This is a genomic window from Sphingomonas sp. GW821-FHT09B04 (genome assembly GCF_059418285.1).
This window is the reverse complement of record NZ_JBWKPO010000002.1, coordinates 295,642-316,984: the sequence shown is the minus strand read 5'-3', so window position 1 is coordinate 316,984 and position 21,343 is coordinate 295,642. Positions and strand designations below refer to the sequence as shown.

21 protein-coding genes and 1 riboswitch are annotated in these 21,343 nt (G+C 67.6%); of the genes, 10 read left to right on the top strand and 11 right to left on the bottom strand.

Annotation, left to right across the window (positions count from 1 at the left end):
• From AC07NK_RS07455 to AC07NK_RS07420, 8 genes are all read right to left on the bottom strand, one after another.
• Complete coding sequence (locus AC07NK_RS07455) at positions 1 to 1,380, bottom strand: UDP-N-acetylmuramoyl-tripeptide--D-alanyl-D-alanine ligase (protein ID WP_495169952.1); 1,380 nt, start codon at positions 1,378 to 1,380, stop codon at positions 1 to 3.
• Positions 1,377 to 2,792, bottom strand: coding sequence for a UDP-N-acetylmuramoyl-L-alanyl-D-glutamate--2,6-diaminopimelate ligase (locus AC07NK_RS07450; RefSeq protein WP_495169951.1), 1,416 nt, complete (start codon positions 2,790 to 2,792; stop codon positions 1,377 to 1,379). Before AC07NK_RS07450 ends, AC07NK_RS07455 begins: the two co-directional genes overlap by 4 nt.
• Positions 2,789 to 4,540, bottom strand: a complete 1,752-nt coding sequence (locus AC07NK_RS07445; protein WP_495169950.1) for a peptidoglycan D,D-transpeptidase FtsI family protein — start codon at positions 4,538 to 4,540, stop codon at positions 2,789 to 2,791. The genes AC07NK_RS07450 and AC07NK_RS07445 overlap by 4 nt, the downstream gene beginning before the upstream one ends.
• Positions 4,537 to 5,184 (bottom strand): hypothetical protein, encoded by a 648-nt coding sequence (locus tag AC07NK_RS07440; protein WP_495169949.1) that lies wholly within the window; start codon positions 5,182 to 5,184, stop codon positions 4,537 to 4,539. The genes AC07NK_RS07445 and AC07NK_RS07440 overlap by 4 nt, the downstream gene beginning before the upstream one ends.
• Before the next feature lie 10 nt (positions 5,185 to 5,194).
• Positions 5,195 to 6,145, bottom strand: coding sequence for a 16S rRNA (cytosine(1402)-N(4))-methyltransferase RsmH (gene rsmH / locus AC07NK_RS07435; protein ID WP_495169948.1), 951 nt, complete (start codon positions 6,143 to 6,145; stop codon positions 5,195 to 5,197).
• Positions 6,142 to 6,612: a division/cell wall cluster transcriptional repressor MraZ gene (locus AC07NK_RS07430; RefSeq protein WP_495169947.1), complete on the bottom strand. Its 471-nt coding sequence runs from the start codon at positions 6,610 to 6,612 to the stop codon at positions 6,142 to 6,144. Before AC07NK_RS07430 ends, rsmH begins: the two co-directional genes overlap by 4 nt.
• A gap of 385 nt (positions 6,613 to 6,997) precedes the next feature.
• Positions 6,998 to 7,303: a hypothetical protein gene (locus AC07NK_RS07425; protein ID WP_495169946.1), complete on the bottom strand. Its 306-nt coding sequence runs from the start codon at positions 7,301 to 7,303 to the stop codon at positions 6,998 to 7,000.
• A 63-nt stretch (positions 7,304 to 7,366) separates the two neighbouring features.
• Positions 7,367 to 8,359: a cysteine synthase A gene (locus tag AC07NK_RS07420; protein WP_495169945.1), complete on the bottom strand. Its 993-nt coding sequence runs from the start codon at positions 8,357 to 8,359 to the stop codon at positions 7,367 to 7,369.
• Between the two features lie 134 nt (positions 8,360 to 8,493).
• Here AC07NK_RS07420 and AC07NK_RS07415 point away from each other — a divergent pair, with 134 nt between their 5' ends.
• On the top strand, positions 8,494 to 8,916 hold the full coding sequence (locus AC07NK_RS07415; RefSeq protein WP_495169944.1) for a hypothetical protein: 423 nt from the start codon (positions 8,494 to 8,496) through the stop codon (positions 8,914 to 8,916).
• On the opposite strand, the gene AC07NK_RS07410 is transcribed toward AC07NK_RS07415, so the two are convergent.
• Positions 8,913 to 9,239 (bottom strand): Mpo1-like protein, encoded by a 327-nt coding sequence (locus AC07NK_RS07410; RefSeq protein WP_495169943.1) that lies wholly within the window; start codon positions 9,237 to 9,239, stop codon positions 8,913 to 8,915. The genes AC07NK_RS07415 and AC07NK_RS07410 overlap by 4 nt on opposite strands.
• A gap of 22 nt (positions 9,240 to 9,261) precedes the next feature.
• On the opposite strand from AC07NK_RS07410, the gene AC07NK_RS07405 reads away from it, so the two are divergent.
• The 6 genes from AC07NK_RS07405 (at position 9,262) to AC07NK_RS07380 (ending at position 17,885) form a co-directional block, all read left to right on the top strand.
• Complete coding sequence (locus AC07NK_RS07405; RefSeq protein ID WP_495169942.1) at positions 9,262 to 9,765, top strand: DNA-deoxyinosine glycosylase; 504 nt, start codon at positions 9,262 to 9,264, stop codon at positions 9,763 to 9,765.
• 36 nt (positions 9,766 to 9,801) lie between these two features.
• Positions 9,802 to 10,218 carry a VOC family protein gene (locus AC07NK_RS07400; protein WP_495169941.1) on the top strand — a complete coding sequence of 139 codons (417 nt, stop codon included), beginning with the start codon at positions 9,802 to 9,804 and terminating at the stop codon, positions 10,216 to 10,218.
• A gap of 50 nt (positions 10,219 to 10,268) precedes the next feature.
• A riboswitch (cobalamin riboswitch) is annotated at positions 10,269 to 10,483 on the top strand.
• A 112-nt stretch (positions 10,484 to 10,595) separates the two neighbouring features.
• Positions 10,596 to 12,896 carry a 5-methyltetrahydropteroyltriglutamate--homocysteine S-methyltransferase gene (metE, locus tag AC07NK_RS07395; protein WP_495169940.1) on the top strand — a complete coding sequence of 767 codons (2,301 nt, stop codon included), beginning with the start codon at positions 10,596 to 10,598 and terminating at the stop codon, positions 12,894 to 12,896.
• Positions 12,897 to 13,029: 133 nt separating this feature from the next.
• A complete protein-coding gene (locus tag AC07NK_RS07390; protein WP_495169939.1) occupies positions 13,030 to 13,797 on the top strand; it encodes an acyl-CoA thioesterase in 768 nt (255 codons plus the stop codon).
• 120 nt (positions 13,798 to 13,917) lie between these two features.
• Positions 13,918 to 16,422, top strand: coding sequence for a TonB-dependent receptor (locus AC07NK_RS07385; protein ID WP_495169938.1), 2,505 nt, complete (start codon positions 13,918 to 13,920; stop codon positions 16,420 to 16,422).
• Complete coding sequence (locus tag AC07NK_RS07380) at positions 16,422 to 17,885, top strand: CehA/McbA family metallohydrolase (RefSeq protein WP_495169937.1); 1,464 nt, start codon at positions 16,422 to 16,424, stop codon at positions 17,883 to 17,885. The genes AC07NK_RS07385 and AC07NK_RS07380 overlap by 1 nt, the downstream gene beginning before the upstream one ends.
• A 22-nt stretch (positions 17,886 to 17,907) precedes the next feature.
• On the opposite strand, the gene AC07NK_RS07375 is transcribed toward AC07NK_RS07380, so the two are convergent.
• Entirely contained in the window at positions 17,908 to 18,603 is a 696-nt protein-coding gene (locus AC07NK_RS07375; protein ID WP_495169936.1) for a DUF899 domain-containing protein, read from the bottom strand.
• A gap of 22 nt (positions 18,604 to 18,625) precedes the next feature.
• Positions 18,626 to 18,847 (bottom strand): hypothetical protein, encoded by a 222-nt coding sequence (locus AC07NK_RS07370; protein WP_495169935.1) that lies wholly within the window; start codon positions 18,845 to 18,847, stop codon positions 18,626 to 18,628.
• A 76-nt stretch (positions 18,848 to 18,923) separates the two neighbouring features.
• Here AC07NK_RS07370 and AC07NK_RS07365 point away from each other — a divergent pair, with 76 nt between their 5' ends.
• The 3 genes from AC07NK_RS07365 to AC07NK_RS07355 are packed head-to-tail and all read left to right on the top strand — an operon-like array spanning position 18,924 to position 21,255.
• Complete coding sequence (locus AC07NK_RS07365; RefSeq protein ID WP_495169934.1) at positions 18,924 to 20,144, top strand: helix-turn-helix domain-containing protein; 1,221 nt, start codon at positions 18,924 to 18,926, stop codon at positions 20,142 to 20,144.
• 29 nt (positions 20,145 to 20,173) lie between these two features.
• Complete coding sequence (locus tag AC07NK_RS07360; protein WP_495169933.1) at positions 20,174 to 20,617, top strand: GFA family protein; 444 nt, start codon at positions 20,174 to 20,176, stop codon at positions 20,615 to 20,617.
• Positions 20,614 to 21,255 (top strand): Vgb family protein, encoded by a 642-nt coding sequence (locus AC07NK_RS07355; protein WP_495169932.1) that lies wholly within the window; start codon positions 20,614 to 20,616, stop codon positions 21,253 to 21,255. Before AC07NK_RS07360 ends, AC07NK_RS07355 begins: the two co-directional genes overlap by 4 nt.
• Positions 21,256 to 21,343 lie beyond the last annotated feature (88 nt).

Sequence of the window (21,343 nt, the reverse complement as noted above, 5' to 3'; positions counted from 1 at the left end):
CTATGCCCTTCCGGCCAGCGCCGCGACGACCCGCGACAGCCCGACCCCGTTCGAACCCTTGATGAGAACCACATCGCCGGGACGGAGCATCGTCTCGATGCGCTCGCGCGCGGCTGCGGCGTCGGGCACATGGACCAATTCGATCCGCCCCTCAAGCGCGCGTGCAAGCGGCGCCATCCCTTCACCGACAAGCAGCAACGTTTCGACGCCTGCCGCGGCGATCGGCTCCGCGAGATCGGCATGGAAGGCCGCCGACTGCTCGCCCAGCTCACGCATCTCGCCCAGCACCGCGAGCCGCCGGGTGGCAGGCGCCGCAGCGAGCACGGCGAGCGTCGCGCGCATTGATGCAGGGTTGGCGTTGTAGCTCTCGTCGATCACCAGCGCTTCGCCGTCGCCGACCGTCGTCTTGAACCGGGCACCGCGGCCGGCGAGCCCACCCATTTCGGCAAGCGCGAGGCCGGCCTGCTCCAGATCGCCCCCCGCCGCATCGACCGCCGCCAGCACCGCCATCGCATTGGCGACCCAATGGTCTCCCTGCTGCGACAGCGTGAATCCCAGTGTCCGCTCGGATCCGATCTGCGCGGTGACATAGGTGCCGCCCGGCTGGCCGCGCACGACCTCGATCGCACGAACGTCGGCGCCCTCGCCCAGGCCGAAGGTGACGATCTTGGCTGCGTGCGGCTCTGCGGCTGCAATCAGCCGATCGCGATGCGGGCTGTCGAACGGCACGATCGCGGTGCCACCCGGCTCAAGCCCCTGAAAGATCTCGCCCTTGGCGTCGGCGATGGCCTCTTCGCTCGCAAAGAATTCGGTGTGTGCGGGCGCTATCGTCGTCACCAGCGCGATATGCGGGCGGACCATATGCGTCAGCGCCAGCAATTCGCCGGCATGATTCATGCCCATCTCGAACACGCCGAACTTCGCCTCGCGCGGCATCCGGGCAAGGCTGAGCGGCACGCCGGTATGGTTGTTGTAGCTCTTGACCGAGCGGTGCGCGCGGCCGGGCGCGATCCGCTCGAGGCATTCGAACAGCGCCTCCTTGGTCCCGGTCTTGCCGACCGATCCGGTGACACCGATGACGACGCCCGCCATCCGCTTGCGGCTGGCACGGGCAAGGTTCTCGAGCGCGACGGTGGTGTCGCCGACCAGAATATGGGGGTGCTGCGTCTGAGAGGACACGACCGCACCCGCCGCCCCGCTCGCGAAGGCCTGATCGAGGAATTTATGCCCGTCAGTGGTCTCGCCCGAGAGCGCCACGAACAACGCGCCGGGCCCGACTTCGCGGCTGTCGAACGCGACTGCGTCGATCTCGAACTCTCCGGAAGCGGTGCCGCCCGTCGCGGCGGCGATTTCGGCTGCGGTCCAGAGCGCCTCGCTCACGCCGCGGCCTCCCGCGCTACGGTGACATCGTCGAAGGGCAGCACCATGTCGCCGACAATCTGGCCCTGTTCATGCCCCTTGCCTGCGATCAGCACGATGTCCTGCGGCTCAGCCTTACCGACGCCCAGGAAGATCGCGCCGCGCCGGTCGCCGACCTCGAGCGCGCCGGGGCAACCTTTCAATATCTCGGCACGGATCGTCGCCGGGTCTTCGCTGCGCGGATTGTCGTCGGTGACGATGATCAGGTCCGCCCCCGCCGCTGCCGCCTGCCCCATCGGTTCGCGCTTGCCCGGATCGCGGTCGCCGCCGGCGCCAAAGACGAGGATCAGTCTTCCTGCCGCATGGGGCTTCAGCGCCGCAATCGCCGCTTCAAGCGCATCGGGTGTGTGCGCATAGTCGATATAGATCGGCGCGCCGGTCCGGCTGATCGCCGCACGCTCGAGCCGGCCGCGCACCGGCTGCAGCCGCGCGAGATCGGCCAGCGTCGCCGCGGCATCGCCGCCCGTTGCGATCACCAGCCCCGCCGCGATCAGCGCGTTCGCGGCCTGATATCCGCCGATCAGCGGCAAGCTGACACGATGTTCCTGCCCGTCCACCGCGATCACCAGCTTCTGGTCGAGCAGAGTCGGCTCGCGCGAAACCAACCGGATCGTATCGCCATGCTCGCCCACCGTGATTACGCGGTTGCCACGCATCCGGGCGATGTCGATCACACGTTCGGAATGGGGATCGTCTGCCCAGACCACCGCGGTGCCACCGGGGTCCAGCACATCGGCGAACAGGCGCAGCTTGGCGGTGAAATAATCCGCCATGTCCTGATGATAATCGAGGTGGTCGCGCGACAGGTTGGTGAACGCCGCCGCCGCCACCGGCAGCCCTTCGGTGCGGTATTGCGACAGGCCGTGGCTCGACGCCTCGAACGCCAGATGCGTCACACCCTCGCGTGCAAGGCCCGCGACGTTGGAGAGGAAGGTCACCACATCGGGAGTGGTGAGGCCCGTCGACACCGCTTCGTCCGCAGTGGTCACACCCAGCGTTCCGATCGATGCGGCGCTGTGCCCCGCCATACGCCAGAGCTGACGGACCATCTCGACCGTCGATGTCTTGCCGTTGGTGCCCGTCACCGCCACCGCGGTCTCGGGGAAGGGCGCGAAGAACCGCGCCGCGATCCGCGCGAATTCAGTGCGCGGATGATCGGTCGCGATGTGGACCGCGCCCTCGACCTGCGCCTCGGGCCGCGCGATCACCGCGATCGCACCGCTCGCTACCGCGTCGGGGATGAAGTCCTCGCCGTTGAAGCGCGTCCCGCGAAACGCACCGAATACGGTGCCGGGCGCCACTTTGCGGTGGTCGATGGCGAACCCGGTGACGATCGTATCTTCGGCGCCGCCGGTCAGTTCACCCAGCCTCACTCGTCCGCTCCCGGTGCGATGACCGGCGTCGCAGCCGCACCCTTGGCCTTGTTCTTGGCTTCAGCCTTCCACAGCAACGGCATCAGATCGGCGACATCGACGTCGCGAGTTTCGTCGGGCACCACGCCCAGCATCGCGCCGGTACGCATGATGACGCGGTTGACAACGGGGGCGGCGGTCCAGCCCGCGGTCGAGAAACCGAAGGTCTGGGCATTTCCGACAGGCGAATCGAGCATCACCAGCACCACATAGCGCGGCGCGTCCATCGGGAAAGCCGCTGCGAAGGTCGAGACGTTCTGGTTGCGCTTGTAACCACCCGCGCCGGGCACCTCGGCGGTGCCGGTTTTGCCACCGACACGATAGCCGGGGGCATCGGCCTTACGCCCGGTGCCCTGAGTCACGACAAGTCGGAGAAGCTGGCGCATCCGCGCGCTCGTCGCTTCGGAGACGACGCGGCGGCCCTGCGGCGCCTTGCCCGGCTCGATCCGGCGCAGCGTCGCCGGGCGCCACACGCCACCATTGACCATCGCCGCATAGGCGCTGGCAAGGTGGAGCGGCGTCACCGCGATGCCGTGGCCATAGGCGGTGGTCATCACCGTCGTCCGCGCCCAATATTTGGGCCACAACGGTGCGGCCTTGCCGCCCAGTTCGATATCGGGACGTGTATCGAAGCCGAGCTTGCGGAACATGCTCTCCATCCGCTGCTGGCCGAGTTCATCGGCGATCCGCGCGGTGGCGATGTTGGACGAGTGAACCAGCGTCTCGGGGATGTTGAGCCAGCGCTTCTGAGCGTGGTCGTCGCGGATGCGGAAGCCCCCGACCTGAAGCGGCGCGGTCGCGTCATAGCGTTTGGCCATCGACGACGCGACGCCGCTCTCGATCGCGAACGCCATGGTCAGCGGCTTGAAGGTCGACCCCAGCTCATAGACGCTCTGCGTCATGTTGTTGCGGAAGCTCTCGGGGTTTGAGCCCTTGATATTGTTGGGGTTGAAGGTGGGAAGCGACGCCATCGCCACCACTTCGCCGGTGGCGACGTCGAGAATAACCCCCGCCGCGCCCTTCGCGGTGAACGACGTCATCGCCGCGCCCAGTTCGCTTTCCAGCGCCGCCTGCGCGCGCAAGTCGACCGAAAGCGCCACCGGCTTGCCGCGCATCGCCGGGTCGGTCAGCTGCTGGTTCAGCGCCAGCTCCATGCCGGTCACGCCCTTGCCGTCGAAATCGAGATAGCCAAGGATATGCGCGCCAAGGTTCGCCTGCGGATAGAGCCGCTGCGGCTCGCGCGCGAATTCGATCCCCGGCTCGCCCAGCGCGTGCACCGCCGCCACCAGCTCGGGCACCGCGCGCCGCTGGAGGTAGGTGAAGCGCGAGTCGCTGCCGAGCAGCTTCGCATAGTCCGCCGCGCTCTTGCCCGGCAGCGTCGCCGCCAGCATCCGCGCCAGCTCGCTCTTGTCGCCGATCACCTTGTCGGGACGCACACCGATCGACCAGGCATCGATCGTCCGCGCGAGCGGCGCGCCGTTACGGTCGACCAGATCGCCGCGCAGGGGCACCAGCATCGCGTTGACGCTGGTCGCCGCGGCCGGCTCTGCGAACAGCGCGAGCAGTGCCAGCCTCCCGACGATCACCGAAACGCCCGCAGCGAACAGCAGCGCCAGGATCATCAACCGCACATGCGCGACAGCCATCGACGCCTGCCGGGTTCCCGGCCGCGTGCGATTGCGGGGCGCAGGGGCGACGAGAACGGTCACCGGGCGCGGCGTGCCTCGGCCCGGACGCCCTGCATCAGGTCGCCGAAGCTCGAATCCTTGAGCAAGCTGCGGTCGAGCATCGCCACGGCCTGTTCACGCTGAGTCTTCACCACGGGCTTGACGGGCTTGAGCGCGGCAACCTGCTGCGGCTTGCTCGTAGCGGCGGCGGAGGGAGTCTTCACCACTACGGCGGCGGCGACTTTGCCTGCGACCACCTTCTCCGCGACGGCCTTGACCGGTGCGGTCGCCACTGCAGGCGAAGCGCTCGCCGTCTGCACGGGTTCGGCGGTGGCGTCGGGCACGCCCTCGGGCACAACCATCGCCGCATAGCGTTCGGCCATGCCATCGCCTTCGAGCGCACGGAGCGAGGTCAGCGCGCTGTCGCTCGCGAGGAACTGATGCGGCGTCGGCGCGGTGTAGCGCATGACCTCACCATTCCAGCGTTCGAGCTGGGCAAGGTTGGCGCGCGTGTCGAACTCGGTTTCGAGCTGGCGGATGTCCTTGTGCGCCTTGGCGATGGCGCGCTCGACCGCTTCGACATGCGTGCGCTCGGCCGCAACCATCGACGACACGAGGTAGCAGCCCGGCGCGACGATCAGCCCCGCGGCATACCAGCCCAGTCCATTGAGTGCCTTGATTGCCATGTCCGCCTCCTCAACTCACCCACGCTTCCGCCGCGGTGCGCCGGGCGACGCGAAGCGTCGCGGACCGTGCACGCGGGTTCGCCGCAATTTCTTCTTCACTCGCGCGTACCGCCTTGGCCGGCGTCTCGAAGCTCGGCGCACGTCCCGCTGCCGCCATCGGACGATGCCGCGAACCGGCCGGCTCGCTGCCCGAGCGTTCGCGCAGGAACTTCTTGACCATCCGGTCTTCGAGGCTGTGGAAGGTCACCACCGCCAGCCGCCCGCCGGGCTTGAGCACCCGCTCCGCCGCCGCCAGCCCCTCGGCCAGTTCGTCGAGCTCGCGGTTCACATGGATGCGAATCGCCTGGAAGGTCCGCGTCGCCGGATCCTTCTTGTCGTGCGGCTTATAGCCCAACGCCTTGCGCACGACGTTCGCCAGCTCGCCGGTGCGCGTCAGCGGTCGTGCCGCCACGATCGCCTTGGCCACGCGGCGCGAACGCGGCTCCTCACCATAATGGAAGAGCACGTCGGCGATCTCCGCCTCGTCAGCCTCGTTGACGAAATCGGCGGCGGTCATCCCCTCGCCCGCCATGCGCATCGACAGCGGCCCGTCCTGCTGGAAGCTGAACCCGCGCTCGGCCCGGTCGAGCTGCATCGACGACACGCCGATATCCATGGCAACGCCATCGACCGGCGCCAGACCGCGTGCTTCCAATTCGCTGTCCAGCGCCGAGAAGGGCGCCTCGATCAGCACCAGCCGGCCTTCGCTGGCCGCGATAATGGATTGGCCGCCTTCGATCGCGTCCGGATCGCGGTCAAAGGCGGCCACCTCGGCTCCCCGCTCGAGGAACGCCAAACTATAGCCACCGGCACCAAAGGTGGCGTCGACGATACGCGAACCGGGCTCGATCGCGAGCGCGTCGACGGTTTCATCGAGAAGCACGGAGACGTGCGGGCGCGTGCCGGGCAGAGCGGCGCTCACAGCGACACCTTCTTCTCTTCGAGGTGATAGCGGCACGCCGCCTTCATGCTTTCGGGCAGCGACGGGTGCGCCAGCAGCGTGGCCGGGTCCCAGATCTCGACCACGGGCCCGACGCCATAGAAAAAGGCATAGCCCGACTTGCGGATGCCGGCGTGCTGACAGAGCATCCCCGGCATGACGAACCGGCCCGAAGGGTCGAAGGCGATATTCTCGCTCGGGCCCACGCCCTCGCGCCAGATGTTCGAATCCGCACGCCCGCGATCGCCGGCATATTCCAGCGAACGCGTGTTGAGCCGCTCCATCAGGGCATCGAAATAGGGCTCGTCATAGGCAATCAGACAGCGGTCGCTCTCATGGCTGGAGAGGATGGCGACGCGGGCGTCCTTGGTATCGGCGGGGAAGCCGCTGTTCTTCTCGAGCGTGGCGCGCAAAGTCGAGGGGATGGCGACACGACCCTTGTCGTCCACCAGCTGCAGCCCCACGCCTCTGTAACCCGTTCGGTTCACTCCCGCCCTCGCTTACGGCAGGCAAACCTTTCCCGTCCCCGGAAGCGCACGTCGCCGCGCGCCCCGGACCCGATTCCGGTTGACGATAAGGTTGCCCTGTTAACCAGCGGCGTATCTTAAGCGCCAATGGTTTTCAATGCCTGAACGCGGGAATCCACGGTACTTGGCCCCACTTTCTGCCTGAAACGGGACGTGTTTCAGCAATATTCGTCAGTTGATCTCGCTTTGTTCAACGCGACAACAGCACCATGCCCCGGCCGAATCTCCGCGCGCAGCATCGATCAACGGGGTTCGGGCGGATTGTGGGGCAATTTCCCGCCGTGCCGGTATCCGGCAGGCCCGCCCGTCACTTGGCGGGAATGGGATAGGGCGTGATTGCAGGCGCCGGGGTTTCCGCAGTGCGCGGCGCGATACCGAGCTCGGCGATCGGCTCGTCCTTTTCGAGGCTGGCATCGTTAGCGATGACGCCATCGGTCATGTTGGCGACCACCTCAGGCTTGGAGCCGCCTTCCGCCACCACCGGATCCTCCTTGTTCGCCAAAGAGAAGATCGCGCTCGCCACGCCGATCAGCAGCAGCACGGTCGCGAGACCGGTCACGCCGACAAGGACGCGCAACATGCTTTGTTTGGGATCGGTCGGGAGCGACTTCATAACGGTGTGGCATAAATGTAACGCCTTCGCCGCCGAATGTCGAACCCTTGTTTTACGCTTGCGTCAGGCGCGGTCGAGCCAGGCGGGCACCGGCAGTCCCTTGGACCGCAGCCAGTCGCCATTGTATAGCGTTGAAAGATAACGGAATCCGGTGTCGCACAGAATCGTCGCGATCCGCTTTCCCGGCCCCAGTTCGCGCGCCAGTCGCACTGCGCCAGCAACGTTGATGCCCGACGACAGGCCCAGGCACAGCCCCTCTTCAGCCAGCAGCCGCTCGACCCATTCCAGCCCCTCCTCGTCGGAGATGCGGAACTGGGTGTCGATCGGCGCGCCTTCGAGGTTGGCGGTAATTCGCCCCTGCCCGATGCCTTCAGCGACCGAACTGCCTTCGGCCTTCAGCTCGCCATGCGCATAATATTCGTAGAGTGCCGCGCCATGCGGGTCGGACAGCGCGATCGTCACGCGCTCGTCCTTTTCCTTAAGGCCCAGCCCCACCCCCGCGATCGTCCCGCCGGTGCCCGCAGCGCAGGTGAAGCCGTCGATCCGGCCCTCCATCTGCGTCCAGATCTCCTCAGCAGTCGAGACGATATGCGCCTTGCGGTTGGCGATATTGTCGAACTGGTTGGCCCAGACCGCGTTCGGCGTTTCCTCAGCGATGCGGCGGCTGGTGTGCACGAAATGGCCGGGGTTGGAATAGGGCGCGGCGGGCACGAGCACGAGCTCGGCACCCAGTGCGCGCAACGTGTCCATCTTCTCGCGGCTCTGCGTCTCGGGCATGACGATGATCGTCTTGTAGCCCTTGGCATTGCCGACCAGCGCGAGGCCGATGCCGGTATTGCCCGCAGTCCCCTCAACGATCGTCCCGCCCGGCGCGATCAGCCCGCGCGCCTCAGCGTCCTGGACGATGAACAGCGCGGCGCGATCCTTCACGCTCGCGCCCGGATTGGCGAACTCGCACTTACCGAAGATGTCGCAGCCTGTGGCCTCGCTCGGCCCCTTCAGCCGCACCAGCGGAGTGTTGCCGATCAGTGCGATGGTATCGTTTGCGACGTGCATAGGCCGACCATTTGCATGCCCTGCCCGGCGCGGCAAGCAAGCGATGCTTGGCGCGTGGCAACATCCGGACGCGCCTGCTTGACCCGATACCAGCCATTGACTACAACTGTAGTCACAAGATTGGGAGAAGGCGAATGACTCGTTTTGCGTATCTGGCGATCACCTCCGTCGCGGTGTTTGCCGCCATCCCGGGCAGCGCGCGCGAGACCGCGGACACGCGACTCTCCACAGCAGTCGAACGCGAGATGGCTGCGCAAGGGCCGATCGTTACCGCCGAGGACCGGGCGTTGATTGCGCGGAAATGCGGGTACGGCGCGAACGAGGCCAGGAACGACAACGTCAACATCGGCAACGACATGATGCATTGCGCCAATGGCAAGCGCATCCCGATGGACAGCGAACTCCGCGCGATGTCGAAGCGCGTGTCGGACCGGGCGAACCGGCACGTCGATCGCGCTTTGAAGAGCGCATCGGTCGCGCTCGCCATGGCCGAGGTCACGCAGGAAGCGACGGAACGCGCCATGAAGGAAGCGCGCCGGTCGCTGAAGGATCGCTAGACGACGCCTGCCTGCCTGAGATGCGGCCCCAGCCGCCCGCTCAGCCACAGGAAAAACATGCGATAGTCGCTGACCAGCGACCAGAGCGGATACGTGAAGGTCGCCGGCCGGTTCTTCTCCACCCCGAAATGCGCGGCCCAGGCAAAGCCGTAGCCCGCCATCGGGATGGCGAGGAACCACCAGCTGTTGAGCCAGATCCCCGCCGCCAGCGCGGCGAAGGTCAGAATCGTCCCGGCATAGTGCAGTGCCCGCGTCTCAGCCTTCGCATGTTCGCGAAGATAATAGGGCCAGAAGTCGGCATAGCGGGTGATCGCGCGCGCCATGGAGCGATGCTAGGACGGCGGCGTGGCGCAATCAACTCCCCGCAAATCGAGCTTCCCACCCGTCATCGACCGCGGTGTCCGCGTGCTGATCTGCGGCAGCCTGCCCGGTGATCGCTCGCTCGCCGCCCAGCAATATTACGCGCATCCGCAGAACCAGTTCTGGCGGCTGATGTCGGCGGTGGTCGACCACGACCTCACCGCTCTCGCCTATCCCGATCGACTCGCCGCATTGCTCGAGGCGCATGTCGGACTCTGGGACGTTGTCGCGACCGCGCACCGCCCGGGCAGCACCGATGCCGCGCTCAGCGGGATCGCGCCGAACGACATCGCCGCGCTTGCCGCGACGCTGCCTGATCTGCGCGCCATCGCGTTCAACGGCGGCACCGCGCTCAAACACGGGCTGAAGCACCTCGGCGCCACCGGCTACGCGACCGTCGCCCTCCCCTCGTCCAGCCCACTCCACACTATCGGTTTCGACGCCAAGCTGCCGGGCTGGCTGGAACTGCGCGACCATCTCCGTCATTGAGCGCGAGCGGCGCCCGCCGCACAATAGGAGAGAGCCATGACCCCACCCTTCACGATGCGCGGCATCGACCATATCGTGCTGCGCGTCGTCGACCTGCCCAAGATTCTGGCCTTCTATCACGACGTGCTCGGCTGCACCGACGAGCGTGAGCAGGCGGATATCGGCCTCTACCAGCTCCGCGCGGGCGCCTCGCTGATCGACATCGTCCCGATCGACGGCAAGCTGGGTGCGAAGGGCGGCGCGGCGCCCGGCGCGGAAGGCCGCAACCTCGATCATTTCGCGCTCGCGATCGAGCCGTTCGACCGCGAGGCGCTCGGCGCGCACCTCGCCGCCCACGGCGTCGAGATCCTCGAGGAAGGGCCGCGCTACGGCGCCGAGGGTGAAGGCCCGTCAGTCTATATCCGCGACCCCGAAGGCAATATCGTCGAGTTGAAAGGCCCTTCCAACAATTAAAGATATAAAGAAGTCTTTATATCATACTTGACACCCGGCCCCGTCGGCGCGATGCTGATGGGGTCGAAGGTGCTCCGGTCGGCTTGTCCGCGCCGGAGCTAAGATGGGAAGCCGGTGCCAGTCTTCGGGCTGAATTCCGGCGCTGCCCCCGCAACTGTAAGCGGCGAGCGGCGGTCGATACGTGTCACTGGGGTTCGCCCCGGGAAGGCCAGACCGTTCGCGTTGACCCGTGAGCCAGAAGACCTGCCCGCGACACGATAACGTCCACCGGCGGGGTGCCCGGTCTGGCCGCATGCGCAATGCGCGGCCGGTCCCTACCGTCCGCTCAAGCCCGCACGCGTCCGGCTTCTCCCCGCCTTCTTCGGGGTAGAAGATCAATGACCGTCACCATCGCCACACTCGGCTTTCCGCGCATCGGCCCGCGCCGTGAGCTCAAGCACGCACTCGAATCCTTCTGGTCGGGCAAGTCCGACGAAGCCACGCTGCTCGAATCCGCGGCAGGCCTGCGCACCGCTGCCTGGGCACGCCAGACCGCGCTCGGCGCCGACTGGCTGCCGTCGAACGACTTCTCGCTCTACGACCATGTCCTTGATCTCAGCGTAATGCTCGGCGCGATCCCCGCCCGCTACGGCGCGGCGGACGGCGAGGCGACGCTCGCCACCTATTTCGCCATGGCCCGCGGCACCACCGGTTCGCACGAAGGCTGCGCCCATTCGCACAGCCTCACCGCATGCGAGATGACCAAGTGGTTCGACACCAACTATCATTACATCGTCCCCGAGCTGTCCGCCGGGCAGAAGCTCGCGCTCGGTCGGCTCAAGGTGGTCGAGGAATATCGCGAGGCGAAGGCACAGGGCTATGAGACCCGCCCCGTCCTGCTCGGCCCGGTCAGCTGGCTCAGCCTGGTGAAAGCCACCGGCGTCGATCCGTTCGACTATCTCGACGAAGTGCTCGGCCTGTACGGCGTGATCCTCAACCACCTCGCCCATGCCGGCGCCGAATGGGTCCAGATCGACGAGCCGGTCCTCGTCACCGACCTGACCGAGCAGCAGCGCCGCGCCTTCACCCGCGCCTATGCCCGACTCGCGCGCTCGACGCCGCAGATCATGCTGACCACCTATTTCGGCGGGCTCGGCGACAATCTCGGCCTCGCCACTTCGTTGCCGGTCGCGGGCCTGCACGTCGACCTCGTCCGCGCGCCCGAGCAACTCGACGCGGTGCTCAAGGCCGCGCCGAAGACGCTGACACTCTCGCTCGGCGTGATCGACGGCCGCAACATCTGGCGCGCCGACCTTGCCGCTTTGCTCGACCGGATCGAGCCGTTGGCGGCGGAGCGTGACCTGATCCTCGCCCCGTCCTGCTCGCTGCTCCACGTGCCCGTCGACCTCGCGCTCGAAACCAAACTCGACGAAGAGGTTCGTCAATGGCTCGCCTTCGCCGTGCAGAAGGTCGAGGAACTCAACACCCTCAAGCGCGCACTCAACGAGGGGCGCGCCGCCGTCACCGCCGAACTCGCGATCGCCTCGCAAGCGGCTGCCAATCGCCGCACCTCACCGCGTATCCATGACGCCGCCGTCGCTGCGCGCATCGCCGCGGTTACGCCCGACATGCGCGAGCGCCGCTCGGATCACCCGACCCGCATCGCCGCGCAGGCAGCGGTACTCGACCTCCCCCTCTTCCCCACCACCACGATCGGCTCGTTCCCGCAGACCGCCGAGGTCCGTCGCGCGCGCGCCGAGTATAACCGCGGCAATCTCGATGCCGCGGCTTATGACGCGTTCCTGCGCGCCGAAACGCTGCGCACGATCCGCTGGCAGGAGGAAGCCGGACTCGACATGCTCGTCCATGGCGAGTTCGAGCGGAACGACATGGTCCAGTATTTCGGCGAACAGCTCGCCGGCTTCGCCTTCACGGTGAATGGCTGGGTCCAGAGTTACGGCTCGCGCTGCGTCCGCCCGCCGGTCCTGTACGGCGACGTTTCACGCCCGACGGCGATGACGGTCGAATGGTGGCGCTACGCCCAGAGCGTGACCGACAAGCCGGTCAAGGGGATGCTCACCGGCCCGGTGACGATCCTCAACTGGAGCTTCGTCCGCGACGACCAGCCGCGCGAAGCATCGTGCCGCCAGATCGCGCTCGCGATCCGCGACGAGGTGCAGGATCTCGAAGCCGCCGGCTGTCAGGCGATCCAGATCGACGAAGCAGCGCTGCGCGAAGGCCTGCCGCTGCGCTGCAAGGACTGGCAGCATTATCTCGACTGGTCGGTTGACTGCTTCCGCCTCTCCGCCGCCGGGGTTGCCGACGCCACCCAGATCCACACGCATATGTGCTATTCGGAGTTCAACGACATCCTGCCCTCGATCGGCGCGATGGACACCGACGTGATCTCGATCGAGACCGCGCGCTCGCAGATGGAGCTGCTCGAGGGCTTCGCGGCCTATGATTATCCCGCCGCGATCGGGCCGGGCGTGTACGATATCCACGCCCCGCGCGTCCCCGGCGAGGAAGAGATGGTCGCGCTGATGCGCCTCGCCCAGGCCCACCTCAGCCCGTCGCAACTGTGGGTGAACCCCGATTGCGGCCTCAAAACCCGCAAATGGGAAGAGGTGCGCCCCGCGATCGACGCGATGGTCGCCGCCGCCCGCACCCTGCGCGCCGAAGTGACGGTGGAGGCGTAAGCCTCTCCCCCTTCCCCTCGTCATTCCCGCGAAGGCGGGAATCCATTCAGGCTGACCGATCGGATCGAGCCGCGACGTCAGCCCCAATGGATCCCCGCCTTCGCGGGGATGACGGCGGGATTTAGGAGTACGAATGACAACCGCCCCCACCGACGAACCCATCGTCCGCCTGATCGACATGGTCTTTCCGGGCGACACCAATCACCATGGCACGCTCTTCGGCGGGGTGGCGCTCGCGCATATGGACAAGGTCGCGTTCCTCGCCGCCAGCCTCCATGGCCGCGCGCCCTTCGTTACCGCCGCCTCCGACCGGATCGACTTTGCCGCCCCGGCGCGCGCGGGCGAGATGGTCGAGGCATCGGGCCGCATCGTCCGCGTCGGCACCAGCGCGCTCGATGTCGAGATCACCCTGGTCGCTGAAGCGCCGGTCAGCGGCGAGCGACGGTTGTGCACGTGCGGCGTCTTCACCCTCGTCGCGGTCAAGGGGCCGGATACCCGCCTGCCCCTCCCCCCGCTCGCAGCGGGACCGGCCCCGGAACCCGGGGTGCTGCGCATGGCCGAGATGGTCTTCCCGCCCCAGACCAACCATTACGGCACGCTCTATGGCGGCGACGCGCTCAAGATGATGGGCAAGGCCGCCTTCATTGCCGCCACCCGCCACGCGCGCGCCGTCATGGTCATGGCCGCGTCCGACCGCATCGACTTCACTTCGCCGATCCGCGCGGGGGAAATGGTCGAGCTGGTCTCGCGCATCCGCATGCAGGGCCGCAGTTCGGTCGCGGTCGCCGTGGAACTCTGGGCGGAAGACCTGCTCACTGGCGAGCGCCGCCAGTCCGCCGCCGCAACCTTCACCATGGTTGCGGTCGGGCCGGATGGCCGTTCGACGCCGATCCCCGCCTGACGTCGCCAACCGGTCACGCGTCTGTAACCGCGCGGTCATCGCCCCGCCGCCAATGTGAAACCGGTTACCCCTAGGGCGCACCGGCAGCCACGCTGCCCGTAACATCCAAAGGGGACGACCATGACCATCCGCAAGGCGCTTGCCCGCGCCAGCGTTTCCGCGCTTCTGCTCTCCGTCAGCCTGCCCGCTTTGGCACAGGATCAGGCGACCGACGCCGCGCCCGAAGCCCAGGATGGCGAGATCATCGTCACCGGCCGCGCCGGCGCCGGCAATCGCACCAAGCTCGACACCAGCTATGCGGTCACCACGCTCTCGAACGACATGCTGCGCTCGCGTGCGCCGTCGAGCGTGACCGAGACGCTGAAGTCGGTCCCCGGCTTCTGGGTCGAGGCATCGGGCGGCGAAGGCTCGGGCAACGTCCGCGCCCGCGGCATCCCGGTCGACGGCTTCGGCTCGATCAACCTGCTCGAGGACGGCCTGCCCGTTCAGCACGACCCGGCGCTTGGCTATCTCAACGCCGATCAGGCCTTCCGCATCGACGAATCGATCGACCGGATCGAGGTCGTCCGCGGCGGCCCGTCGTCGGTCTTCTATTCCAACGCGCCGGGCGGCGTGGTCAACTACATCACGCGCCGCGCGATGACCGAGACGACCGGAAACGCCCGCCTGCTCTACGGCCCGACCGCGGACCTCTATCGTTTCGACGGCTGGGTCGGCACGCCGATCGCCGAGGGATGGTCGGTCGATGTCGGCGGCTTTTACCGCAGCGAGCGCGGCGTGCGCGATCCCGGCTATATCGGCAACAAGGGCGGCCAGATCCGTGCCGCGGTGCATGGCGAATTCGCCGGCGGCCGCACCTCGATCAGCTACAAGCACCTCGCCGATAACGCGATCTTCTACACCGGCATCCCGCTGTCCAAGGATTCCGAGGGCAAGATCGTCGGCCTGCCGGGCTTCGACCCGCATTACGGCACCACCGCCAGCGTCCAGACCCGCCGCCTGACGCTCAAGAGCGCCACCGGCCCGGTCGATTTCCGTCAGGAGAACGGCACGCGCATCCGCCTCGACCAGCTGAGCTGGATCACCGATTGGGAGTTCGGCGATGGCTGGAAGCTCAGCCACAAGCTGCGCTACCGCGACTCGAACACGGTGCGGAACGGCGTCTATCCCGCCTCGATCAGCACCGCGACGGCGTTCCTCAACACCTATCGCCCGCAGGTCCTGGCGGCCTTCCCGGGCGCCGCCAGCGTCCAGCTGCGCTATGTCGATAATGGCGAGGCGTTCAACGTCACCGGCCAGAACGGCAATGGCGACGTGTTCATCAACGCCGCCCGCCCGGTGACGATCGAGGAAAGCGAACTGCTCAACGACGTGCGCATCGCGCGCCGATTCGAAGCGGCGGGCACGCACGACGTCGCGGTCGGCGTCTATTACGCGCATATCGACGAGACCTTCCGCCGCTACTCGGCCTCGACGGTGCAGGACGTGTCGAACAACAGCCGCCTGCTCAACCTCGTCGCGCTCAACGCCGCGGGTCAGGTGGTCGGCTCGCTGACCGAGAATGGCGTCGCGCGCTACGGCTCGGAATTCGCCAATGGCTATGGCTCGCAGAGCACCTTTGCCGTCTATGCCTCGGACGAATGGCAGATCACCCCGGCGCTGCGCATCGACGGCGGCCTGCGCTACGAGGAAGTGACCACCCGCGGCGCGCAGGAAGGCAGCCGCACCGTCAATCTCGGCAACGCCGCGACGCTCGCCGACGACAGCGTGCTCACCGGCAACGGCGTGTTCACCCCCTTCGACCGCAAGTTCGACAAGCTCGGCTGGACGCTCGGCGTCGACTGGAAGTTCATGGACAATGCCGGCGTCTTCGCGCGCTACACCTCGGCCTTCCGCCTGCCCAGCGTCGGCAGCTTCATCACCAGCGCCACCGCCCAGCCGGTGACGCAGGGGATCGACATGTGGGAAGCGGGCCTCAAATATAATTCGCGTTTCCTCAGTCTCTACGCGACCGCCTTCCTCACCGACTTCGACTCCTACGGCATCGGCAACACGCGCTTCGACACGGCGACCAACGGCTATATCAGCCAGACCGTCTATACCGACACGCGCGCCTATGGCGTCGAGTTCGAAGGCGTCGTGCGCCCCGCGCCGTGGTTCGACTTCACGCTCAACGCGACCTGGCAGGAACCGACCTTCCGCAACCTGCGCTATGCCGAACTCGGCACCGCCAATGGTCAGCCGACGCTGATCAATCGCGACTATTCGGGCAACCAGCTGCTCCGCGTGCCGCGGCTCGCGCTGCGCGCCACCCCGGCGTTGACCCTGTTCGGCGACCGCCTGCGCGCGCAAGCCGATGTCGAATACTACGCCAAGCGCTATGCCGATGCCGCCAACATCTCGACGCTGCCGGCCTATACCGTGGTCAACGCCAGCGTCCGGCTGAAGGTCACCGAGAATATCCAGCTCTGGGCCTATGGCGACAATCTCACCAACACCATTGGTCTCACCGAAGGCAACCCGCGCGCGGGTGAGCTGACCAGCGGCCAGGCCAACGACCTGTTGTTCATCGGCCGCCCGATCCTCGGCCGCAACTTCCGCTTTGCCGTGGACTTCAAGTTCTGATGCGTCGGTTCCGTCTCCTGCTCGCGGCAATTGCGTGCCTCGCCATACCCGTCGCGGCGCAGGAGGCGGACCGCACCGTCACCGGCGAGATCACCGGTGCCGACCATCAGACCTACAAGGCGATCCCGTTCGACGTCCCCGCGGGCGTCGAACGGATCACCGTCCGCCTGACCTATGACAAGGCCAACAAGACCGTCGTCGATCTCGGCCTGTTCGACCCTGAGCGCTTCCGCGGCTGGAGCGGCGGCACGCGCGACCGCTTCACCCTGAGCGAGAGCGACGCCACCCCCGGCTATCTCCCCGGCTCGCTCCCGGCCGGGCGCTGGCAGGTCCAGTTCGGCATTCCCAACGCGCGCAAGGACGCCCGCAGCGCCTATCGCGTCGAGATCTTCTTCGACCGCGGCGCGGTCCGCAACGCCAGCGCCGCGATCGCCGACGCGCCGCTCAGGACCGGCCCCGGCTGGTATCGCGGCGACCTGCACATGCATAACGCCCATTCGGACGGCAGCTGCGACAGCCAGAGCGGCAAGCGCGTCCCCTGCCCGCTCTACCGCACCGTCGAGGCCGCGGCGCAAGCGGGCCTCGATTTCATCGCGGTCACCGATCACAATACCAGCTCGCATTTCTCCGCGCTGCGCGAGCTTCAGCCTTTCCATGACAAGCTGCTGCTGATCCCCGGCGCGGAGATCACCACCTTTGGCGGTCACGCCAACATTTTCGGCCAGTCGCGCTGGGTCGATTTCCGCGTCGGCAGCCCGACCGTGCCCGACATCGCCACGCTCCAGAAGGATGTCGCCGCGGCGGGGGCGATCCTCTCGGTCAACCACCCAGCCCTCCCTTCGGGCGAGGCGTGCATGGGCTGCGGCTGGGTCTGGCCCGACACCGATTGGAGCAAGGTCACGGCGATCGAGGCGATCAACGGCCTCACCACCCAGCCCCCACTCGCCGGGCTCGACTTCTGGTACGACAAGCTCAACCGCGGCTTCCGCATCACCGGCATCGGCAGCAGCGACAATCACGATCCCGACGCCGCGCGTCCCGGCAGTGCACCGATCGGTCGCCCGGCCACCGTGGTCCATGCCCGCGACCTCTCTCAACCCGCGATCCTCGACGGCATCCGCGCGGGCAACGTCTTCATCGACGTCGAGGGCAGCCGCAACCGCATGCTCGAGGTCGCCGTCATCTCGGGCAAGACGCGTGCAGCGATGGGCGAGACCGTCACCGACCCGGCCGCCACGCTCTCCGTCGAAGCGCGGATTACCGGCATACCCACAAGCACGGCGCAACTGATCGCCAACGGCAAGGAACAGGCCCGTGCGCCCTCGGCACCGACCGTTAGCTTCAGCATCCCCCGCACCGCCGCCTGCGGATGGATCGCAGTCAATGTCCTCGGCCCCGACGACCGCAAGCTGCTGATCGGCAACCCGGTCTATATCGACTGCAAGGCGGCGCCCCGGCGCTGAGAGCCGGAGCGCCGCCGCACCCTCAATATTCGTCGTGCAACCGCACCCAGCTCATCGTGCCGCCGGTCTCGTTGCGGCCCTTGGGGGCGAGGTCGAGCCAGTTCATCGCGCCCATCAGCAGCTCGGTGCCGCGGTGATACGTCGAGTAGCTGTGGAAGATCTCGCCCGCCTCGTTCTTCGCGAACACGCTGACCCCGAACATGTCGGCGCTGCGCTGGATCGTCGTCAGCCCGTAATTGTAGCGCGCGGTGCCCGCCTCGCGCTCCTCGGCGGTGAACGAGACGCAGAAGTCGTAGTTGAAGTCGTTCTCGCCCGACGACACCCAGGGGAAGCTCCACCCCATCCGCGCCTTCGCCGCCTCGATCTGCCCGACCGGCGCGCGTGACACCGCGGCAAAGGCAAGATCCGCCTGCTCGAAATGCTGCCGCGCCGGATCGACATGGTCCATCGTGTACGAGCAGCCCGCGCAGAGGTGATCCGACCCCGGCGTCAGCATGAAGTGATAGACGGCAAGCTGGCTGCGATCCCCGAACAGATCGCTGAGCGAGCGCGGCCCGTCCGGTCCCTCGAACACATAGTCCTTCTCGATCCTGACCCACGGCAGTCCGCGCCGCTCGACGCGCAGTTCGTCGAGCGCGTGGGTCATCGCGCGTTCCTTGTCGAACAGCGCCTTGCGCGCGGACATCCATTCCTCGCGCGTTACGATCTCATGGTGCATCGTCTTGCTCCTTCTTGGGGGATCAGCCGCGCCGGTTCAGCCAGGGCGGCAGGTGAAACAGGCTCATCAGCAGGTACATCGCGGTCATGCCGTCGACCGGCAGCAGCGTGGCGCCCGCCGCGCACATCGAAACCGGCGGCGCATCGGTCGCGCAGATCAGCGCCATCGCCGCGAACACCGGCGCCGCCGCCAGCCGCAGCCAATCGGTCGGCGTCTGCTTGTCTGCGGTTGCTGGCCTTGCCATGTTCGCGTCTCCGTCGGTTCGATCTGAACCTAGGTCCACGCGGCGCCGGGGTGAGAGTTACAAGTGTGACGCGATTATGGACTCGCTGATCAACGCCGCCGCCCGCGCGCTCGCCAGCGGCAATCCGCTCGCCGCCCTCGACCGCGTCGCATTGCGCGAGGATCCGTCCGCGCTGGCGCTGCGCGGCATCGCGATGGCGCAGCTCGGCGACCTCGCCCGCGCCCGCGACCTGCTGCGCCGCGCCGCCCGCGCCTTTGGTACCCGCGAACCCGTCGCCCGCGCCCGCTGCATTGTTGCCGAGGCCGAAATCGCGCTGGTCTCGCGCGATCTCGGCGAGCCCATGCAGCGGCTGGACGATGCGCGAGCAACGCTCGAAGCCCATGGCGACCGCGCCAATGCGGGCCATGCCGGCTATCTCAAGGCACGGCGGCTGCTGCTGGTCGGTCAGCTCGACGCAGCCGCGCGCACGCTCGAGGCGATCGATCCGGCCGCGCTTCCGCCTGCTTCGCGCGCCGCCGCATGGCTCGTCGCCGCGGGCATCGCCATGCGCCGGATCGAGGCCGCCCCCGCACGCGCCGCGCTCGATCGCGCGACAGCAGCGGCGGAGCAGGCCGGCATCCCCGCGCTCACCGTCGAAGTCCGCCACGCCGCCGACCGCTTCGCCGCGCCTGCTGCCCGGCTGCATACCCCCCAGGGGGAAGTGCTGGCCGATCTCGCCACTGTCGAGGCGCTCCTCGCCTCGGACGCGCTCGTCGTCGATGCCTGCCGCAATGCCGTTCGCACTGGCGCCATCACCGTCCCGCTCGCCAGCCGCCCGGTGCTCTTCACCCTCGCCCGCACCCTCGCCGAAGCCTGGCCCCGCGACGTCACGCGCCTCGCCCTGCTCCAGCGCGCATTCGGCGCGCGTGAGGCCGATGAGTCGCACCGCGCGCGGCTGCGGGTCGAGATCGGGCGACTGCGTGCCGAGCTCGAGCCGCTGGCCGAGATCAGTGCCACCGAAGACGGCTTTATCCTGCAACCCCGCGACAAGCGCCCCGTCGCCATCCTGATGCCGCCGCAAGAGGAAGCGCATGCCGAGATCCTCGCGCTGCTCGCCGATGGCGAGGCGTGGTCGAGCTCCGCGCTCGCGCTCGCGCTCGACGTCAGCCCGCGAACCGTCCAGCGCGGGCTCGAGGCGCTGGCGGCTTCGGGCAAGACCGACAGTTTCGGCCGCGGCCGCGCGTGCCGCTGGATGGCGCGACAGGTGCCGGGTTTCCCGACAAGCTTGTTACTCCCGGCGGTTTCGGGCGGCAGCTAATCCTCGTTCCGCACTCATGGAGCGACGACATGACCAATCCCTATACCGGCGGCTGCGCGTGTGGCGCGATCCGCTATTCGATCACGGGCGAGCCCGCGGCGATGAACCTCTGCCAGTGCCGCAGCTGCCAGCGCGAAAGCGGCACCGGGCATGGCGCGCATTTGACCTTCGCCGGCGCGGCGGTGACGCTCACCGGCACGGCGACGCTGTGGGAAACCACGGGTGTCGACGGCACGCGCAAGCAGCGCGGCTTCTGCCCGACTTGCGGCGCACCCGTCTTCATCGCGCTGCCCGACATGCCCCAGATCTTCATCGCCAGCGCAGCCAGCCTCGACGATCCGTCGCGCTACAAGCCTGAAGTGGTGTACTGGACCCGCAGCGGCCATGCTTGGGATGCGCTCGATCCCGCACTGAGGCGATTCGACAGATTGCCGCCCGAACTCACCCCGGCGTCGACAGGAGACGATGCATGAAGCACGCAGCAGCCGAAATCCTCCGCGAGTACGGGCCATTCCCCGGCGACGTCGGCGGCGTCAGCTTCGACGGCGCAACGGTATGGTTCGCCGCCGATGGACGGATCAACGCGCTCGATCCCGACAGCGGCGCGATCACCGGCGCGCTCGATGTCCCCGCCGACGCTGGCACCGCATTCGACGGCAAGCACCTGTTCCAGATCGCGGAGTCGGTGATCCGCAAGATCGACCCCGCGACGGGCGCGGTGCTCGCCACCATCCCCGCACCCGGCAATGGCGGCGATTCGGGTCTGACCTGGGCCGAGGGATCGTTATGGGTCGGCGAATATCGCGCCGGTCGCATCCACCGGATCGATCCGGAGACGGGCGCCATCCAGCGCACGATCCAGTCAGACCGGTTCGTCACCGGTGTCACCTGGGTCGATGGCGAGCTGTGGCATGCCACCTGGCAGGACGATGTAAGTGACCTCCGTCGCATCGACCCGGAATCAGGCAAGGTTCTCGAACAGCTCGACATGCCCGTCGGCACCGGCATCTCGGGCCTCGAGTCCGATGGCGCCGGGCAATTCTTCTGCGGCGGCGGCGGAAGCGGCAGGGTGCGCGCGGTGCGCCGGCCGGGCTATGCCGAGGCCGCCTGAGGCCGTCTTCCTGCTTTGCTAATGCCCGGGCGCCGCAATCGCCGTCGAAACCTAATGGCGCTGCCCGCTATCTGAAGCGGGCGGCGCA

Bases quoted from the DNA above. Each gene is read 5' to 3' on its own strand.
- AC07NK_RS07440 (WP_495169949.1), bottom strand. From the start codon at position 5,184: ATGGCAATCAAGGCACTCAATGGACTGGGCTGGTATGCCGCGGGGCTG.
- AC07NK_RS07425 (WP_495169946.1), bottom strand. From the start codon at position 7,303: ATGAAGTCGCTCCCGACCGATCCCAAACAAAGCATGTTGCGCGTCCTT.
- AC07NK_RS07420 (WP_495169945.1), bottom strand. From the start codon at position 8,359: ATGCACGTCGCAAACGATACCATCGCACTGATCGGCAACACTCCGCTG.
- AC07NK_RS07415 (WP_495169944.1), top strand. From the start codon at position 8,494: ATGACTCGTTTTGCGTATCTGGCGATCACCTCCGTCGCGGTGTTTGCC.
- AC07NK_RS07410 (WP_495169943.1), bottom strand. From the start codon at position 9,239: ATGGCGCGCGCGATCACCCGCTATGCCGACTTCTGGCCCTATTATCTT.
- AC07NK_RS07400 (WP_495169941.1), top strand. From the start codon at position 9,802: ATGACCCCACCCTTCACGATGCGCGGCATCGACCATATCGTGCTGCGC.
- metE (WP_495169940.1), top strand. From the start codon at position 10,596: ATGACCGTCACCATCGCCACACTCGGCTTTCCGCGCATCGGCCCGCGC.
- AC07NK_RS07390 (WP_495169939.1), top strand. From the start codon at position 13,030: ATGACAACCGCCCCCACCGACGAACCCATCGTCCGCCTGATCGACATG.
- AC07NK_RS07385 (WP_495169938.1), top strand. From the start codon at position 13,918: ATGACCATCCGCAAGGCGCTTGCCCGCGCCAGCGTTTCCGCGCTTCTG.
- AC07NK_RS07380 (WP_495169937.1), top strand. From the start codon at position 16,422: ATGCGTCGGTTCCGTCTCCTGCTCGCGGCAATTGCGTGCCTCGCCATA.
- AC07NK_RS07375 (WP_495169936.1), bottom strand. From the start codon at position 18,603: ATGCACCATGAGATCGTAACGCGCGAGGAATGGATGTCCGCGCGCAAG.
- AC07NK_RS07370 (WP_495169935.1), bottom strand. From the start codon at position 18,847: ATGGCAAGGCCAGCAACCGCAGACAAGCAGACGCCGACCGATTGGCTG.
- AC07NK_RS07365 (WP_495169934.1), top strand. From the start codon at position 18,924: ATGGACTCGCTGATCAACGCCGCCGCCCGCGCGCTCGCCAGCGGCAAT.
- AC07NK_RS07360 (WP_495169933.1), top strand. From the start codon at position 20,174: ATGACCAATCCCTATACCGGCGGCTGCGCGTGTGGCGCGATCCGCTAT.
- AC07NK_RS07355 (WP_495169932.1), top strand. From the start codon at position 20,614: ATGAAGCACGCAGCAGCCGAAATCCTCCGCGAGTACGGGCCATTCCCC.